The sequence below is a fragment of the Actinomyces sp. ICM47 genome, from assembly GCF_905369875.1.
Taxonomy (GTDB): Bacteria; Actinomycetota; Actinomycetes; order Actinomycetales; family Actinomycetaceae; genus Pauljensenia.
Genome location: NZ_CAJPJE010000015.1, coordinates 1 through 17,196 on the forward strand (window position 1 = coordinate 1; position 17,196 = coordinate 17,196).

Below are 17,196 nucleotides of genomic sequence, written 5' to 3' on the forward strand. Positions count from 1 at the left end.
GCGAGTTGCGCGCGAACAGGGGCAGGAGCCGCACGCCCAGGTAGGTGCCCAGCGCGTTCGTGATGACGTCGTCGATGTCGACGACGCGGTACGTGCAGGGCACGAGGCCGAACAGGCCCGTGTACTGCGTAAACTCGATGAGGCACGAGAGCAGCGTGCCGATCAAGAGCCACACGAGCACTCGTTGCGTGGGAATCGCACGCGTCAAGCGCCCGCCGTCATCGGGCAGGCTCTCGGAGGCCTTGCGGGAGCGGCGAATCCGCCAGGCCATCTCGGCAAGAGCGCCGAGCGGCATGAACAGGGCAATATTGAGCACGATTGAGAGTGCATACAGGGTACCGCGCAGGGTCTCGCCATCGCGGAGTTGGTCGGCGACGGCGTTCAGCGATCCGAAGGGCATGTAGTTGTCCCAGTGCAGGATCGCAGCGCATGCGGCCTGCGGGTCCGAGGGGATCGGCAGCAGGACAAAAATGAGCAGGCCCGCCAGGTAGAGGATCCACGCGAGCGGAAGGGCGCGCGGCAGCCTCCACATGGACGAGGCCGTGGCTGAGACAACGGGGATCTCCGCCGTCCTGGGGGTGTCGGGATTCTCCTCACGCTCGAGGAGAGCACCGGTGTCCCGTGAGCGGCGGTAGATGAGGGGCAGCGCTTTAGACACAGTCAGGTGCGAGTGGTCCTGGCCAGACGCCGATGCCGCGTCCGTGGCGGCACGCATGACGTGCGTGCGTGCTTGCAGCCACTTGCGGTCGGCGCGGCGCCCTAGGATCCACCACAGAGTGCACGTGAGCGCGCTGAAGCCCGCGTAGAACCCCAGGTCCATCGCCCAGTTGATTGCTGTGTACATGTCACCTCATTCCTTGAGGCGAACATTACCGGCATTGTTCGGGAACGTGCAGCACGTTGCGGGGTGTTCCACATCGGATGGACACATTCTGAGAAATTGTCTGGGATTCTCCTTGAAATCACTTAGTCAGACGCGCGCACCTGGCATTTGCATGCATGTGTCTATCACGCACATGCAACACTTCTAACAGGCTGACAGTTTCGGACTATCAATCACCCCGAACAGGTCGCCAGCTGGGTCGCCATCGCATCCTGCTCGGACTCGGTGACGCTCAGACCATAGGAGTATTTCACCGCGATCTGCCGTTTCACGTAGTCGCAGCGGAAGCCGGCGTTGGGCGGTAGCCACTGGTCGGCCGACGAAGCGGACTTGTCCCGATTGGCCGCTCCATCGACCGCCAGCAGGTTCTCGGGATCGTTAGCAAACTCCTGACGGCTCTGCTCATCCCACTGCCAGGCACCCGAGCGCCAGGCGTCCGCCAGGGCGACGACGTGGTCGATCTGGACCAGCGACGAGGTCTTGTCCCCCCTCTCAAACTGGATTGTCTTTCCCGTGTAGGGTTCGGCGAGCGTGCCCGTGAGGACGATGCAGTCGTGCGTGCCCGGCTTGAAGGTGGGCCGCGCCAGGTCGCGGGCCAGGATGTCATTGCGGGTGTCGCAGCCATTGTGGTCGACGTCCGCCCATGCCTGTCCGAAGTCCTCGCGGTTGTAATCCGGTATACCGGAGGAATCGTCTGAGGAACGAACGGTAAGCTCTCGCAGCTGGCGGGCCGCCGCGCTGTCCGGCAGGGTGGACAGGGCCTGTCCGCTGCGCGTCGGCGGCCACCCCAGTCGCGAGCGCAGGTCCAGCAGATCCCAGCCGACGCCGGGCGCGAACGCCCACACGAGGGCCACGAGAATCAGTGAGAGAACGATCTGATCTCCGATATTTTTACGGCGACGCCGTCTGCGTGCCATGAGGCCTCCTTCTGCCACGTGCAAGCCCATCCGTCCCATACGGATGGGGGCACCCCGACGCGTCGTCGGGGTGCCCCCATCATGGACCAAGCCGCCTCCATCTGCGTACTCGGCGGCGAATCCATGCGGAACTGTTACTTCCTCGGGCTCACGAGCTGTCGCACGAAGTAGATGCACACGATGATGAGTGTCAGCGCGCCCATCGACACCAGCTGGGCCCGGCCCTCAGCGCTCGTGAGCATGAGGACGGCGATACCAGCCAGGCCCACCAGGACGACCCACGGCAGCCACGGCCATCCGGGCATACGGATCACGAGGGAACCCGAACGCTCCAGCGAGGGATGCAGGCGCATGAGCGAGATGATGATGAAGGTCCACACGATCAGCAGCACCATGCCAATCGCGTTGATGAGTATCGTCAGAATCGAGCCGGGCAGGTACCAGTTGCCCAGGACTGCCAGGAGTGCCAGCACGACAACCAAGCCGACCGCGAACTTCGGGGTGCGACCAGCCGCAATGTCACCCTCCAGCTCGGCGGCCAAGACGGCTTCATCATCCTCGAGGGCGGCTTCGACGACGGCACGCGCGTGCGCCTTCTCAGCGGACGGCGCGCCCAGGAGCCAACGCGGACCCATATCGCGGGCGGCCAACGAGTAGGCCATGCGCGAGGAGGCGTAGATGTTCGCGGAGAACGCGGAGACCAGCGCCATGAAAATGATGACGTTCATGAGCGTGCCGACGGCCGGAACGCCCGCCATCTCAAGGATGGCGGCAAAGGCGTTGCTGCTCATTGCCTCGCTGTCCCACGGCAGCAGAGCGGTCAGGAGGACGACGGAGCCGACGTAGAACACGAGAATGCGGGTGACGACCGAGCGGATCGCGCTCACCATGGCCGCGCGAGGGTCCTCGGCCTCGGCCGCGGCAATCGTCACGATCTCCAGGCCACCGAAGGACGTGATGACGGCCAGGAGCGCCACGGCGATGCCTGACAGGCCGTTGGGTGCCAGGCCGTTGTGTCCCATGACGTTCTGCAGGACACCCTCATGGCCGGGCAGAGGACCCACGATCACAGTGCGCGCCACCAGGAAGACGCCCACGCACAGGAACGCAATGATGGCAACGATCTTCACCATCGACAGCCAGGCCTCGATCTCACCGTACTGCCCGGCAGCCAACAGGTTAATTCCGCCAATTACAACGACAATAACGAGGGCAACAACCCACTGGGGCACCTCCGGGAACCAGCCGACGAAAAACTTCGCCGCGCCCGTGACCTCCAAGCCCGAGACCATGATGAGCATGACCCAATAGAGCCACCCGATCGTAAAGCCGGCCCACCGGCCGATCCCGGCCTCGGCGTAGGACGAGAAGGAACCCGTCGTCGGCAGCGACGACGCCAGTTCCGCCAGCGCCAGCATGACCGACACAACGATGACGGCAGCGACCGCGTAGGACACGAGGACCGCGGGACCCGCCTGGGCAATCGCGGAGCCGGTCCCCAGGAAGAAGCCTGCACCGATCGCGAGGCCCAGGGCCATCATGGACAGGTGCCACGTCTTGAAGTGCTTGCGCGCGGAGATGCCGGGCGTCGACGCAGCGGAGGACGCGGATGGAGGTGTTGCTTTGGGATTCACACGGCCATACTAACGCCTCGTTCTGCGAAGAGCTTTCAACTGCGAATATGTGAGAGTGATGGTCCACTCACGGGTCTGCGGGAGCCTCCACCGACGCCAGTGCGCCATGCCTGTAAAGACCAAACCCACGACGATGGATGCGCCCATGCCAAGAACCGGCTGGCCCATGTACCAAAAGACGACCGTCACGACCGAGCAGGCGAACGCCGGGGTCGCGTACAGGTTGTTGCCGCCGAAGACTCGTGGCACGAGGCCGGCCGAAATATCGCGGATCATGCCACCTCCGACGGCCGTCATGATGCCCAGCAGGATCGCGGGCATGATCGAGAATCCCGCGTCAAGGGTCTTGATCGCACCAGTCGCGCTCCAGCAGCCCAGCACCATGCCGTCCGCGATCACCAGGAGCACCGACCACGCGCGCGAGTCCATGCGGAAGGCCATCGCGACGACCGCGCCAATAATTGCGAACCACAAATAATAGGGGTCGGTGATCGCCACGGGAGCGCCCGTGCGCGTGGTCAGGAGCATGTCGCGGACCATGCCACCCGCGAGCGCCGTCATGATCGCGAGAATACAGAAGCCCACGGCGTCGAAGTTGCGTTCTCGCGCAACCTTTCCGCCAAGAATGCCATTGAGGAGCACGCCCATGAGGTCGATGGCTCGGAAGACCTCAGGCAGTGATTCGTTCAGCGCGTCAAGCAAGTGCATGGCAGTCCGAAACGTCGGTGAGTGTGGGTCGCCCTCATGGTACCGCGTCGCTTCGCTCGGGTGCGCGCAGGTGGACGGGGGCGGCCTCGTCCCGGCACGCTCTATCCCGGCGTGCTCACGTCAGCCTGGCCCCGGCCTCGTCCCGGCGTGCCTACGCCAGCCCCACCGCGTCCCGGCGCGCCTCGCCCACCCGCCCGGGGTGCGACAATGTCCTCATGACCGCTCTCTTTGCCGGGCTGACGACCCTGGATGTGCTGCACCGACTCGACCACGTGCCGGACCCGGGGCTAAAGGTGACGTCCACGGACTTCACGATGGCGGCGGGAGGCCCCGCGACGAACGCGGCGGTCACCTACGCGGCGCTTGAGGCGGCCGCACGCTCGCTCTCCGCCGACGAGGCCGTGGCCAACTCCCCGGATCCCACAACCCGGGCGGACGCTCCGTTACTGCTGACGGCGCTTGGCGAGGGGCCGGTGGCTGCATTCCTGGCGGCCGACCTGGCGGCCGCTGGCGTGAGAGTCCTCGATGCGACGACCCCAGCCCCGGCTATGTCCGACACTCCTGGCCTTCCCGCTTCGGCCGCGTCCTCGCCCGCTGAAGCCGCTGCCCCAGCCGCCCACCCGACCCCGGCCGACGAGCGCGACGCGGCCACGGCCTCGGCCCCGCGCGAGCCGGCCGTGTCCTCGATCATTGAGCATCCAAGCGGTCGCATGGTTGCCTCCACGAACGCGCGGCTGGACGCCGACCCTGAACGCGTCGCGGCGGACCTGCCCGAGCGCGTCGGCGTCGTCCTCATCGACGGGCATAACCCGACGCTGGCGCAGGCGGCGCTGGCGCTGGGCGTGCCCGAGGTGGGCGGGGAGGATCCTTTCGCCCAGCTCGAGGCTCGCCCGCCGCACCTGCGCGTGCTCGACGGGGGGTCGTGGAAGGACTGGCTGACGCCCCTGCTGGGTTTTGTCGACGTCGCCGTCGTGTCGGAGGATTTTGCGCCGCCGCTCCTCGCGTGCGCCGACGGCGAGCAGGTCGCGGGCTTCCTGCGCGGCTTCGGCATCACGCGGGTGGTGCGCACGCGCGGCGAGCGGCCCGTGCAGTACTGGTGGGACAGTGCACACGGCGAGGTTCCCGTGCACGAGGTTCCCAACGCCTCGACGATGGGCGCGGGCGACGCGTTTCACGGGGCGTTCGTGTGGGCGCTCGAGCGCGCGGGGGCCACTGATCCGGAGCGCCTCATCCGTTTCGCGTCGGCGGTGGCGGGGGTGTCGGTATCGTCCTTCGGCACGAGGCAGTGGCTGACGTCCCCGGTCCTGGCTGAGCTGGTGCGAGCCTGGTAGGAGCCTGCGGAAGCCAGCCACCGCCACGAGCCTACGAGCGGACCTAGCTGGGCCACCAGCAGCACCCGGTGCCATCCAAAACCCGACAACGGTGCCCGCTACCTCCCGACGGGCACCCAGCGGGTAGCCCACTGGGTGGCCACGTCGGGCAGGGAAGGAAGGTTGGCGGCCGACGCGGAGGAGGACGCGTGCGCGACGCGTTCCACGGCCTCGTCGCTGACGGGCACGCCCTCGATGGGCGTGTATTCGACGGCGATGCCGACGGGCGGCGCGGTCATGTCGAGGACGGACCCATCGGGCAGCAGGTGGAAGGCGTCGCGGGTGCGGTCAAGCAGCCCGGTTTCCTCGTCGAAGGCGTCGTGCGTGATGAGGACGGGCACGCTCACGCCGCGTAGCACCTTCTCGCTGGAAACCATGGACATGTCGGCGAGGGTTCCCTTGTTGATGGTGAAGTGGCGCCGCACGGACTCGGAGTCGTCGGGCACGGTGGTGGTGCCGTGACGCTCGAGGTCGGAGAGCTGCACGTCGGAGAACACCATGTCCCAGTCGTAGGAGAGGGGGCCGAGCACCGGGGAGACCAGCACGTAGGTCTGCACGGCGGGCGAGTGGGCGCGCAGGACGACGGTAGCGCCGAATTCGTGACCCACGCAGACTTGGCGCGTGAAGCCTTGGTCGGCCAGCCAGCCGGAGGCTGCCCGGAAGTCTTCGATGAGCGGGTCGAAGGTGATGATTTCGTCGCCGGAGCTGCCGTGGCCGGAGTAGTCGAAAGCGAGGGTCGCATACCCGGCGCGGCGCAGCACGCGCCCGAGTGAGTCGAACATGCCCGATGCGTGACGGTCCGACAAAAAGGTGTGAGAAAAGATCACCGCGGCATCGTAGGAATCCACCGGGCGCGTGAATGTTCCGGAGATGGACACTCCCCGAGGGGTCTGAATCGTTATCTGGCTCACGTGTTAAACATAGCGCGTTTGGCACCTCAAAGGAAAGGGGGTGCCCACAGTGTGCGCATGTGTGACAGGGACGAGGCCTGGGCTGGGTCCCGAGAGATATCTCCAGTGGGTGACAGGGGCGTGCGAGCCAGGCCGGGCGACCACTAAGATAAGGGTGAGTATGCGCCGGTGAGAATGCCTGCGCGAGGGCGCCCGTTCTGCCTGCGCGGGCGGCGTCCGGCCCACGCGGGCACCCCACGCAGCGAGAGAAGGACAGTTATGGGTACCAAGAGCGGTCTCCTCATTGGAGTTTGCATCGGATACGTGCTGGGCGCGCGCGCCGGGCGCGAGCGTTACGACCAGATCCGCGCCGCCGCGGCGAAGGTTCGTCGCTTCCCGGTTGTTGCTCGTCCGCTGGATGCGGCCGGCCAGAAGGTATCCGACATCGTGCGCGCGGGCGGCGAGCAGGTAACCGATAAGGTTGCCGACGCCGTCAAGGAGCGCCTGTTCGGTGCCCCCGCCTCGAAGCCCGCCACCGTTGACGGGGAGCTAGCCACGGCACCAACCCAGCATTGAACGCGGTGGGAAACGAGGCCTCGGCAATGAACGCGGATCAGGTGGCCTCCGACCGGGAGCCGACGCGCGCGCAGATTAAGCGCTGGCGCAAGCACTTGGCGGAGGAACGCATGGAGGCACGCACCTACCGCGACCTGTCGGAGCGTCGCACGGGTGAGGAGCGCGCGGTCCTCCTCCAGTTGGAGGAGGCGGAGCGTCGCCACGAGGAGTATTGGCTGGCGCGTCTGGGCGAGAACGCTTTGCCTGCGCCGAAGCCACCGTTGCGTACGCGCACGGCGTCGCTATTGGCGCACCTCTTTGGCACGATTTTCATTCTGGCGATGGCTCAGCGCGCGGAGCAGCGGTCTTCGCGCGACGTGGATGACGATGTGCCGGCACACATGCAGGCGGATGAGCATATTCACGCCGAGGTCATCCGGTCCCTGGCTGCGAAGTCCCGCGAGACCCTGGCGGGCACGTTCCGCGCGGCGGTTTTCGGGGCGAACGACGGCCTCGTGTCGAACTTGGCTCTCGTGCTGGGCGTCGCGGCGTCGGGTATGGAGCCCCACGCCGTTCTCCTGACGGGTGTATCGGGCCTGCTGGCGGGGGCACTGTCGATGGGGGCCGGCGAGTGGGTGAGTGTACACAGTCAGCGTGAGCTGCTGGACGCCTCGATTCCGGACCCGGACGCACATCAGGCAGTCACGGACTTGGACGTGAACGCCAACGAGCTGGCCCTGGTGTTCCGCGCGCGTGGCGAGAGCGAGGAGGAGGCCGAGGCGCACGCCGCGCAGGTTTTCGCAAAGCTCGCCAAGCCCGCGACCGGCGAGTCCGGCGCGATTGCCGTGCGCGCCGCGCTGAGCGGCCAGGAGTCGGACGGCGCGGGCGAGCAGGTGGGTACGCCCATGAACGCGGCCCTGTCGTCATTCTGCTTCTTCGCGACGGGCGCGTTTTTCCCGCTGGTTCCCTACATTCTGGGATTGACTGGCCTGACCGCAATCATTGTCGCGGCCGCGATTGTCGGAGTCGCCCTGCTGTTCACGGGCGGCGTGGTCGGTATCCTGTCGGGCCAGCCTCCGATGCCTCGCGCACTGCGTCAGCTCCTGGTTGGCTTTGGCGCAGCGGGCGTGACCTACCTGCTGGGCTTGCTATTCGGCACGTCGGTGTCCTGACGCTCCGGCTGGGACGGGACGGGACGAGGCCGGGGCCGCCTCGCGCTTCCCCTGACCTCAGAGGATGCGCAAGGCGGCCCAGACCAGCATTCCCGTATCGTCACGCGGTCATATTGGCGCGACTGGTTGTCGCGCGAGAGCGCGTAGGGTGCCGTGTCACCACGGCCAGTAACGCTGATTTTGTGTCGGCCTGGGCTCTACCCTGTGCCCGTGTTCGCCGATGACTTGATCGAAGATGTCGCCGGAGTCGACGATGTCAAATTGCCATCCAATACGACGCCCGTGACCGTCATCGGCATCTGGCTCGAACGTCTCTTCCCACGTGTCCGGCTTGATACGGAAGAGGGCACGCGTGACGCCACGATAGGCGGCAACAACGTACTCAATGCCCTTTTGCTGAATCGAATCCTCACTTAATTTCCACCACGAGCAAGTAGACTCACCGATTTCTCGGTAGTGCTGTTTGCGCACGGAGGACTCGAGCCACTCCCGTTTGTAGCCGTATCCCTGACGGGTTCCTCCTCCTGGAATGTCAGACTCATCGTCCACCCAGTCCCCTAGCGTAATAATGAGCAGCGGCTCATCGTATTCGAGCACGGGAATAGCTTCCTCATCGGCAACCTGTCGAAGAACATCGGGGGATATCTCATCTTTTGTCACGGACATCATTGTTCACCTCTTTCTCTAGGGGAATAGGAGCACTTACAATTTTACAGGTAGGCTACAACCTCCGCTGTGTAAATCGGTGCCGTTTGCGAGGCGGGCAACGCAAGCATGGACCCAGGTGCGTGCGGCCTGTGGCACACTGTGGGCATGGTAGATTTTCTTTCTCGCGCGCGCGGTGCACTGGTGGGCCTGGCGGTTGGCGACGCGCTGGGCACGACGAACGAGTTTCAACCTGCGGGTTCCTTCGAGCCGATCACGGGCATGGTCGGCGGAGGCGTCTTCGGCCTCGAACCATGCCAGTGGACGGACGACACGTCGATGGCGCTGTGCCTGGCGGATTCGCTGCTGGCGCAGGGCCGTTACGATTCGTTTGACGTGATGGAACGCTACGAGCGCTGGCACTCGGAGGGCTACCGCTCGTCGACGGGCGTGTGTTTCGATATCGGCAACCAGGTGTCGCGCGCCCTGTGGGACTTCCGCGCAAACCCGCGCGTGCCCGTGGATGCGGTGCGCACGACCAGCGCGGGCAACGGCGCGATCATGCGCCTGGCACCCGTCGTCATCGCCGGATTCGAGGCGCGCGACCCCCGCGAGATTGTTGCGACCGCTGGCTTGAGCGCCCGCGAGACGCATTTTTCTGCCGAGGCCGAGGCCGCCACCGAGGTCTTCGCCGCCCTCCTCGTGGGCGCGCTACTGGGCTGGGCGCCTGAGCGGATCGTGGACGTCGCGTGGGCCTCAACGGGAGCGGCGTTCGACGACGTGGCCGCGCGTGTGATCAGCGCGGACCCGACCGAGCGCGCCTCGTGGGAGGCACACACCAGCGGTTATATCATTCACGGCTTGCGCCTCGCGGTGCATGGCCTGCTCGATGTCGGTTCTTTCGATGAGGCCGTCCTGGCCATCGCGAACCTGGGTGGGGACGCGGATACGAACGCCGCAATCTACGGGCAGCTCGGCGGCGCGTACTGTGGGGTCGAGGCCATCCCGGCCTCGTGGAGAAACGCCCTGTATGAGGGTGAGCAGATCGACGCGCTGGCTCGCGCGCTGGTGGAATTGCGCCTGGAGGCACCGCTCACGCGCTTCGACGAGGACCTGCAGGACGAGGTCCCCTCCATCTGACCGGCATCCTCCACGGAGCGACGGGCGGGCGCTGGGTGCCGCTCGGCATCCGCCTCTGGCCAGCGACTAGACTGGCACTATCATGCCTGACTCTCGCCCCATGCCTCCGTCCGAGTCCAACGCGCGCGGCCCTCACGCGCACAACGCGGGTCGCCCCTCCAACGGGCGCGACGGCACGCGTCGACGCCAGGGCGGCGCGCGCGGTTCCGAGAAGCGGGCATCCGACGAGCACGCGCAGGGTTCGCGTCAGGCGGGCCGAGGCCTCGGCAGGACCACCGGCAAGAACCGCGCGGACCGTGAGGGCCGGGGCCAGGAGCGCCGGGGCAACAGCCGCGAAACCCGCAGCCGCGAGAGCCGCCGCCGCCCGCAGCGTGAGCACGCGCGCCCCTTCAAGCCCTTCACGCCGGAGCAGCTAGCCGAGCGTGCCGCAGCGATCCCGGTCATCGAATTCCCGGACCTGCCGGTGAGCGCCTGGCGCGACGAGATCGCGCGCGCTATCCGCGACCATCAGGTGGTCATCGTGTCGGGCGAGACCGGCTCGGGTAAGACAACGCAGCTGCCGAAGATCTGCATGCAGCTGGGCCGCGGCGTGGCTGGCATGATCGGGCACACCCAACCGCGCAGGCTCGCGGCGCGTTCGGTCGCGGACCGCATCGCCAACGAGCTGGGACAGACCGTAGGCTGCGAACCCTGCCAGGTGGTCGGCTACCAGGTGCGTTTCACGGACGAGGTCGGCCCCACGACCCTGGTCAAGCTGATGACGGACGGCATCTTGCTGGCGGAGATCCAGTCGGATCCGATGCTGCGCCGCTACGACACGCTCATCATCGACGAGGCCCACGAACGCAGCCTAAACATCGACTTCATCCTGGGGTACGTGGCGCGCCTGCTTCCCGCACGCCCGGACCTGAAGGTCATCATCACGTCGGCGACGATCGATTCGGACCGTTTCGCGCGCCATTTCGGCACGTGGGAGGGCACACCCGGCTCGGGTCGCCTGATCGAGCCGGCGCCGGTCATCGAGGTCTCGGGCCGCACATACCCGGTCGAGATCCGCTACCGCCCCCTCGGCCCGACGACACCCTCGTCATACACGTCCGAGGCCTCGTCAAAGCAGGCGGACGAGGTCATCGAGACCACTGACGTCACCGAGTCCGGCCCCATGCAGCTAGTCCTGGAGGACCCAGACGACGAGCTGGCGACGCTCGGCTACGGCATGGGCGAGGACATCGACGTGGAGACCGCGATCTGCCACGCGGTGGACGAGCTGAGCGCGGAGGGCGACGGCGACATCCTGGTTTTCCTGCCCGGTGAGCGCGACATCCGCGACACGGAGGCGGCCCTCCTCGATCACCTGAAGGGACGAGGCTGGCGCGCGGGAGACGACAAGGGCGCACACCCCGGGGACATCGAGATCCTGCCCCTGTACGCGCGGCTAACAGCAGCTGAGCAGCATCGCGTCTTCGAGCCGCACCGGCTGCGCCGCGTGGTCCTGGCGACGAATGTCGCGGAGACGTCGCTGACAGTGCCGGGCATCCGCTACGTCATCGACCCGGGTTTGGCGCGCATTTCCCGCTATTCCAACAAGACGAAGGTGCAGCGCCTGCCGATCGAGCCGGTCAGCCAGGCCAGCGCGAACCAGCGCGCGGGCCGATGCGGCCGCGTCGCCGAGGGCGTGGCGATCCGCCTGTTCTCCCAGGCCGACTATGTTTCACGCCCGCGTTTCACGGAACCCGAGATCCTGCGCACGTCGCTGGCCAGCGTCATCTTGCAGATGGCGTCCCTGGGCCTGGGCGCGGTCGAGGACTTCCCGTTCCTGGATGCTCCGGATCGGCGGGCGGTGCGCGATGGCGTGGCCCTCCTCGTGGAGATCGGCGCGCTCGCGCAGGACAGCGGTGCTGAGGACGCTGCCCCGGCCTCGTCCCAGTACAGGCTCACCGGCATCGGCCGAGACCTGGCACGCCTGCCGATCGACCCGCGCCTGGGGCGCATGCTGCTGGAGGCCGAGCGCTTGGGCTGCGCGTCCGAGGTCCTCGTCATCGTGGCGGCCCTGTCGATCCAGGACGTGCGCGAGCGCCCGGCCGAGCACCAGGGCACGGCGGACGCCTCGCACGCGCGCCTGGCGGACCCGCATTCGGACTTCATCACCTACCTGAACCTGTGGCGCTACCTGGCGGTGCAGGCGTGCGACCTGTCGGAGTCGGCGTTCCGGCGCTTGTGCCGCGCAGAGTTCTTCCACTACCTGCGCTGGCGCGAGTGGCGCGACGTCGTCGGCCAGCTGCGCCAGATGGCCCGCGCGCTCGGAATCGGCGTGGGGCCTGTGGGCGAGCCGTCGACGGGCGACGTCGTGGAGGCCGCCCGCTTCGGCGGCGCGCAGGATGCGGCTGTGCGCGCGGTTCTGACCTACGGGCAGGGCCCGGCGAGCGTGGACGCGGACCAGGTGCACCGCTCGCTGCTGGTCGGCCTGCTGTCCTACCTGGGGTCGTGGGACGAGACGAAGCGCGACTACGAGGGCGCGCGCGGCACGCACTTCACGATCTGGCCGGGCTCGGGCGTGAGCGGTCACCCCGCCTGGGTGATGACCGCGGAACTCGTGGAGACCTCGCGCCTGTTCGCCCGCACGGTGGCCCGCATCCGCCCGGAGTGGGTGGAGCCGGCGGCGCGCGGCCTACTCAAGCGCTCGTATTCGGAGCCGTTCTGGTCGGTCGGCAAGGGCGCGGCGATGGTCCGCGAGCGCGTGACCCTCTACGGGCTGACGCTGGCGGCGGACCGCGAGGTGCTGCTGGGTCGCTTGGGTGACCTCGTCATCGACGAGGCCGTGGCCGCCTCGCGCTCTCACGCTCCGCGCGCGGGGTCGCTGGAGGCGCTGGCGGCCGGCTTGGTGTCGGCGTCGAAGGACCCCCTGTCGTCCGGGTCGTTTGAGCCGCGTCATTTCGAGGAGCTGGCGGCCGCACGCGAGGGGACGACGGCGCGCGAGCTGGCCCGCGAGATGTTCATTCGCAACGCCCTGGTGGATGGCCAGTGGAGGGAGAGGCACGGTTTCCAGCGCCGAAACGAGGCCCTGGTGGAGCAAGCGCGCGAGGTTGAGCGCCGCAGCCGCACCCACGGCCTCGTCGCGGACGAGCAGGCTCGCTTCCGTTTCTTCGACGACCTGATCCCCGAGCACGTCACCAGCGCGGCGGCATTCAACCGCTGGTGGAAGGACGAGCGCCGCTCTCATCCTGATCTACTCATTTACCCGGCGTCCCTGCTGATGCCGCGCGAGGCGACCTCCGGCGACGGCTTCCCGGATCGGTGGCAGTGCGGCGACCTGTCTCTGACGCTGAGCTACGAGTTCGCGCCGGGCAGCCCGCGCGACGGCGTGTCGATGCACATCCCAATCGAGGTGCTCGAACGCGTCAGCGATAAGGGCACGGACTGGCTGGTGCCGGGCATGCGCGAGGACCTGCTGACCGAGGCGATCCGCGCCCTGCCCAAGGGCGTGCGCCGCCTGCTGGCCCCCGCGCCGGACGTGGCCGCGTCGGTCGCGCGCTGGATCGAGCAGGCGGGCGACGAGCCGATCGAGGCCGTGGCGGCGTCAGCGGACGACCCCGCAGGTCCAGCCCGAACGGGTACCGGGGCGAGCGGCGGGAAGAAGACCGCCCAGTCCGACGAGCCGGACCCGCTGAGCCTGGACGCAGCAATGGGCCGCCTGGCCGCGTGGGGCGCGACGTCGGGCAAGCTGTCGACGCGCAACTCGCCGAAGAAGAACGCCACGAAGGGCGCCAAGAAACAGGCCTCGGCATCCGCGAGCGCGGGCGACGCGACCAGTGCAGGCCCGAGGGGCGCGGCTGCGCAGCCAGGCACGAACCCGGCGACCGCGCCCAACCCGGTCGCCAGCCCTGCGAGTCACGCGGGAGCCGCAGCTTCCGGCGCGACCGGTGCGGATGCCACATCTACCAATGCCCCCGGCACCGCTACCGCAGCTGCCCCCACGCGCCGCGCGCTCACCGACGGCCCCGTCCTGGATGCCCTCGCCCACGCGATGCGCGTCCTGCGCGGCGTGGACCTGAGCGAAGCGGACCTCGCCCACGCGCGCGCCCACCTGCCCGATCACCTGCGCATGACCTTCGTCGTCACCGACGCGTCGGGCAAGGAGCTGGGCGCGGGCAAGGACCTGGCCTACCTGCAGCGTTCCCTCGCACACGATGCGAACAAGGCGGTGCGCACAGCCGTGCGCGCAGCCCTCGAGGAGGCCAGCGAGAAGCAGGCGCACAGAAACAAGCGTGAACGCGGAGGCAAGCGCTCCGCAACCACTGGCACGAACAGCACCACGAGTGGAGCGTCCTCCCCCACCGACAGTTCCGCGGGATCACACAGTGGGGAGAATCCCTCCACCTCGACGAGCGGCACGACCGCGACGGGCAACGGACCCCGCGACGCGGCCCAGGCCTCGTCCCCGGACCCCACCTTCCACGCGGACGCCATCACCGAGATGCCAACCCTGCCTCGCTCGATCACCCAGACCTCGTCCGCGATGACGCTGCGGGCGTTCCCCGCGCTGGTCCCCCAGGGCAGCGCCGCGGCCCCGGCGGCGGGCGTGCGCGTCATGGCCAGCGCCGCCGAGGCCGACCGTGAGCACCGCGCCGGCCTCGCCCGCCTGCTGCTTACCCGCGTCGCCTTGGCGACGAACCGCGTGACCACGCGCTGGACGGGCCGCGAGGCCCTCATGCTGGCGGCCTCCCCCTACGCGGACACGGCGGCCCTGGTCGCGGACGCGCAGCTGGCCTCGGCCCTATCCCTCGTCGACGAGCTAAGCACCCCCGCCGACGTGCGCGACCCCGAGGCCTTCGAGACCCTCGTGGCGGCCGCGCGCGACGCGCACGAGGACCGCGTCTACCAGATCCTCTCCCACGTCGTGCGAGCCCTGGAAGCCAGCGCCGAGGCCGACGCCGCCGTGCGCTCCCACCCCCAGGCGTCGCTGGAAGAAACGACGCGCGACGTCGCTCGCCACGGAAAGACACTGCTCTACGAGGGCTTCGTGTCGGCCACTCCCGCCTTCGCGCTCCCGCACCTGGCCCGCTACCTGCGCGCCGGGGCCGTGCGCATCGAGCGCGCCGCCTCCTCGCCGGGGGCGCTGGGTCGCGACCTGGAGGACATGGACCGCATCCACCAGGCCGAGGCCGACATCGCCGCCGCGCGGCAGGCCCTGGAGCGTCGCCCCTACAAGGCCCGCGCCGCCACCGCGCTCACGCAGGCGCGGTGGATGGCCGAGGAGCTGCGCGTCTCCATGTTCGCCCAGACCCTGGGAACACCCAACAAGGTCTCCATGAAGCGCCTCCTCGGCGTGCTCGCAGGAGCACGATGAAACGGGAGGACGCACGCGCCCTCGCGCGCACCCTGATGGACGCCGCGGGGCTGACCGGCTGGCGTTTCCGTTTCGACAACGCGAGGCGGCGGGCCGGAGCCTGCACGCACGGCGCGCGCACGATCAGCCTGTCCGGGCCGCTCACCGACCTGTATGACGAGGACACGATCCGGGGGGTGATCCTGCACGAGATCGCCCATGCCCTGGTCGGTCCCGCCCACGGGCATGACGCCGCGTGGAAGCGGGCAGCCCGAGCCCTTGGCGCGCCGGATTCCGCTCGACTGTCCTCATCCCTACCCGCACCGGACGCGCCCTGGGTTGGCACGTGCCCGCGCTGCGGGGCCAAGCGCCACCTCTACCGGGCACCTCGCCGCGTCTCCTCGTGCGGGTTGTGTTCGCGCTTTTTCGACCCCGCGCTGATCCTCACGTGGGAGCATCACGGGACCCCGGCCTCGCCCGGGCGCGCCTACGAGCGAGAACTCGCCTCGATCAGCGGCGTGCATCTGCCCACGTCATAGGCCCACGCGCGCGCAAGCGCGCACACACACGCCCGACGGCGATACCCTTGTTCCCAACAACTCCCGAGAGAAGGAAGCCATGGGTACAATCGCCAGCCCCGACGCCACAACCGCTCCCGACCGCGAGGTCCTCACCTGGGAAGGCTTCGGTGGCGCTTCCCGTGAGCTCGCCCAGCAGATCGTCGAATCCGGCTGGATCCCGGACCTGATCGTCGCCATCGCCCGCGGCGGCCTGATCCCTGCGGGCGCGATTGCCTACGCGATGGACGTCAAGGCCATCGGCACGATGAACGTCGAATTCTACTCCGGCATCGGCGAAACCCTCACCGAACCCGTCCTTCTCCCCCCGCTCATGGACGTCTCCGCGATGGACGGCAAGCGCGTCCTCGTTGTCGACGACGTCGCCGACTCCGGCAAGACCCTGAAGATGGTTATGGACCTCATCGACGAGCACGGCCTGTCTCTGGACGGCTCCGCCTCAGTCCGCGTGGAGGCCCGCAGCGCCGTCATCTACAAGAAGCCGGTCTCCATCATCGAGCCGGACTACGTGTGGGCGCACACCGACAAGTGGATTAACTTCCCCTGGTCGACTCTGCCCGTCATTAAGCCGTGAGCGAGGCGCAAGTGGGCACGCAGGCTTCGTCGATCACGACGCGCATCGTCGAGGCCGTGGCTGAGCGCGCTCGCAGCGACGACCCCGTGCGCGTGCTGGGATTGACTGGCCCGCCTGGGACTGGGAAGAGCACGATTGCGGCGCAGCTGGCGGTCGCCCTGCCCGAGGCGGGCATTGCGGTTGCAGGCCTGGTGCCGATGGATGGCTTCCATATGTCGAACGCGCTGCTGGCTGAGCGCGGACTGGCCGACCATAAGGGCGCACCCGATACCTTTGACGTGGGCGGATACGTGGCAATGCTTGGGCGTGTGCGCCGCGCGGACGGCATCGTTCTGGCCCCCGATTACCGGCGCGACCTGCACGAGCCCGTCGCCGCATCCCTGGCCATTGAGGTCGACGGCGTTGTGATTACGGAGGGGAACTACCTGGGGTTGGAGTTGCCCGGGTGGGCGGACGTGCGTGGGCTTGTTGATATGCTCGTCTACATTGATACGCCGTTTGAGGAGTTGGCCTCTCGCCTCATTGATCGGCACATGAGTTTTGGGCGCGACCGCGCGGATGCGGCGCACTGGGTGCGAACGGTGGACGCGGCGAACATGGCGCTCGTGGAGCGCACGAAGGCCCGCGCGGACCTGGTGCTGTCCCTGTAATGTAACGCGCAATTCCCCTGGGGGTGTGCAACAACCCCTCACAATCCGCATGATGTCAACGATCTTGTTTGAGCGTTCGACATGCGCGTGGGGAATTGCATGCGACGTGTGGTATCGAGTCATCACATCTGACGTGTCCATGCGTGTAGCCGTC

Annotated in this window: 14 protein-coding genes; 8 read left to right on the forward strand and 6 right to left on the reverse strand. The window is 67.8% G+C overall.

What is annotated here, in order from left to right; translation table 11 throughout:
• The 4 genes from QZ149_RS04665 to QZ149_RS04680 form a co-directional block, all read right to left on the reverse strand.
• Positions 1-844 (reverse strand): VanZ family protein (locus tag QZ149_RS04665; protein ID WP_291450107.1); only part of this gene is annotated, 844 nt, incomplete at its 3' end.
• A gap of 212 nt (positions 845-1,056) precedes the next feature.
• Positions 1,057-1,800: an HNH endonuclease family protein gene (locus QZ149_RS04670; RefSeq protein WP_291450108.1), complete on the reverse strand. Its 744-nt coding sequence runs from the start codon at positions 1,798-1,800 to the stop codon at positions 1,057-1,059.
• 134 nt (positions 1,801-1,934) lie between these two features.
• On the reverse strand, positions 1,935-3,434 hold the full coding sequence (locus tag QZ149_RS04675) for an amino acid permease (protein WP_291450109.1): 1,500 nt from the start codon (positions 3,432-3,434) through the stop codon (positions 1,935-1,937).
• A 9-nt stretch (positions 3,435-3,443) separates the two neighbouring features.
• The gene (locus QZ149_RS04680; protein WP_291450110.1) at positions 3,444-4,142 is read right to left on the reverse strand and encodes a TRIC cation channel family protein; all 699 of its coding nucleotides are present in this window, start codon (positions 4,140-4,142) and stop codon (positions 3,444-3,446) included.
• A 215-nt stretch (positions 4,143-4,357) separates the two neighbouring features.
• Here QZ149_RS04680 and QZ149_RS04685 point away from each other — a divergent pair, with 215 nt between their 5' ends.
• The gene (locus tag QZ149_RS04685; RefSeq protein WP_291450111.1) at positions 4,358-5,473 is read left to right on the forward strand and encodes a PfkB family carbohydrate kinase; all 1,116 of its coding nucleotides are present in this window, start codon (positions 4,358-4,360) and stop codon (positions 5,471-5,473) included.
• A 98-nt stretch (positions 5,474-5,571) separates the two neighbouring features.
• Here QZ149_RS04685 and QZ149_RS04690 read toward each other — a convergent pair whose 3' ends face one another.
• On the reverse strand, positions 5,572-6,339 hold the full coding sequence (locus QZ149_RS04690) for an alpha/beta fold hydrolase (RefSeq protein WP_291450112.1): 768 nt from the start codon (positions 6,337-6,339) through the stop codon (positions 5,572-5,574).
• Between the two features lie 342 nt (positions 6,340-6,681).
• On the opposite strand from QZ149_RS04690, the gene QZ149_RS04695 reads away from it, so the two are divergent.
• Together QZ149_RS04695 and QZ149_RS04700 are read left to right on the forward strand one after the other, a co-directional pair.
• Complete coding sequence (locus QZ149_RS04695; protein WP_291450113.1) at positions 6,682-6,978, forward strand: YtxH domain-containing protein; 297 nt, start codon at positions 6,682-6,684, stop codon at positions 6,976-6,978.
• Between the two features lie 26 nt (positions 6,979-7,004).
• The gene (locus tag QZ149_RS04700) at positions 7,005-8,129 is read left to right on the forward strand and encodes a VIT1/CCC1 transporter family protein (RefSeq protein WP_291450114.1); all 1,125 of its coding nucleotides are present in this window, start codon (positions 7,005-7,007) and stop codon (positions 8,127-8,129) included.
• Positions 8,130-8,285: 156 nt separating this feature from the next.
• Here the strand turns inward: QZ149_RS04700 and QZ149_RS04705 are convergent, their stop codons facing one another.
• Positions 8,286-8,789 (reverse strand): hypothetical protein, encoded by a 504-nt coding sequence (locus QZ149_RS04705; protein WP_291450115.1) that lies wholly within the window; start codon positions 8,787-8,789, stop codon positions 8,286-8,288.
• Positions 8,790-8,942: 153 nt separating this feature from the next.
• Between QZ149_RS04705 and QZ149_RS04710 the strand changes: the two genes are divergently transcribed.
• The 5 genes from QZ149_RS04710 (at position 8,943) to QZ149_RS04730 (ending at position 17,042) form a co-directional block, all read left to right on the forward strand.
• Positions 8,943-9,914, forward strand: coding sequence for an ADP-ribosylglycohydrolase family protein (locus QZ149_RS04710; protein WP_291450116.1), 972 nt, complete (start codon positions 8,943-8,945; stop codon positions 9,912-9,914).
• Between the two features lie 82 nt (positions 9,915-9,996).
• Positions 9,997-15,261, forward strand: coding sequence for a DUF3418 domain-containing protein (locus QZ149_RS04715; protein WP_291450117.1), 5,265 nt, complete (start codon positions 9,997-9,999; stop codon positions 15,259-15,261).
• Complete coding sequence (locus tag QZ149_RS04720) at positions 15,258-15,779, forward strand: SprT-like domain-containing protein (RefSeq protein WP_291450118.1); 522 nt, start codon at positions 15,258-15,260, stop codon at positions 15,777-15,779. The genes QZ149_RS04715 and QZ149_RS04720 overlap by 4 nt, the downstream gene beginning before the upstream one ends.
• A gap of 79 nt (positions 15,780-15,858) precedes the next feature.
• Positions 15,859-16,392 carry a phosphoribosyltransferase gene (locus QZ149_RS04725; protein ID WP_291450119.1) on the forward strand — a complete coding sequence of 178 codons (534 nt, stop codon included), beginning with the start codon at positions 15,859-15,861 and terminating at the stop codon, positions 16,390-16,392.
• Complete coding sequence (locus QZ149_RS04730) at positions 16,389-17,042, forward strand: phosphoribulokinase (RefSeq protein ID WP_291450120.1); 654 nt, start codon at positions 16,389-16,391, stop codon at positions 17,040-17,042. The genes QZ149_RS04725 and QZ149_RS04730 overlap by 4 nt, the downstream gene beginning before the upstream one ends.
• Positions 17,043-17,196: the final 154 nt, after the last annotated feature.

Coding starts and splice junctions, on each gene's coding strand:
- QZ149_RS04670 (WP_291450108.1), bottom strand. CDS start 1,800: ATGGCACGCAGACGGCGTCGCCGTAAAAATATCGGAGATCAGATCGTT.
- QZ149_RS04680 (WP_291450110.1), bottom strand. CDS start 4,142: ATGCACTTGCTTGACGCGCTGAACGAATCACTGCCTGAGGTCTTCCGA.
- QZ149_RS04685 (WP_291450111.1), top strand. CDS start 4,358: ATGACCGCTCTCTTTGCCGGGCTGACGACCCTGGATGTGCTGCACCGA.
- QZ149_RS04695 (WP_291450113.1), top strand. CDS start 6,682: ATGGGTACCAAGAGCGGTCTCCTCATTGGAGTTTGCATCGGATACGTG.
- QZ149_RS04700 (WP_291450114.1), top strand. CDS start 7,005: ATGAACGCGGATCAGGTGGCCTCCGACCGGGAGCCGACGCGCGCGCAG.
- QZ149_RS04710 (WP_291450116.1), top strand. CDS start 8,943: ATGGTAGATTTTCTTTCTCGCGCGCGCGGTGCACTGGTGGGCCTGGCG.
- QZ149_RS04715 (WP_291450117.1), top strand. CDS start 9,997: ATGCCTGACTCTCGCCCCATGCCTCCGTCCGAGTCCAACGCGCGCGGC.
- QZ149_RS04720 (WP_291450118.1), top strand. CDS start 15,258: ATGAAACGGGAGGACGCACGCGCCCTCGCGCGCACCCTGATGGACGCC.
- QZ149_RS04725 (WP_291450119.1), top strand. CDS start 15,859: ATGGGTACAATCGCCAGCCCCGACGCCACAACCGCTCCCGACCGCGAG.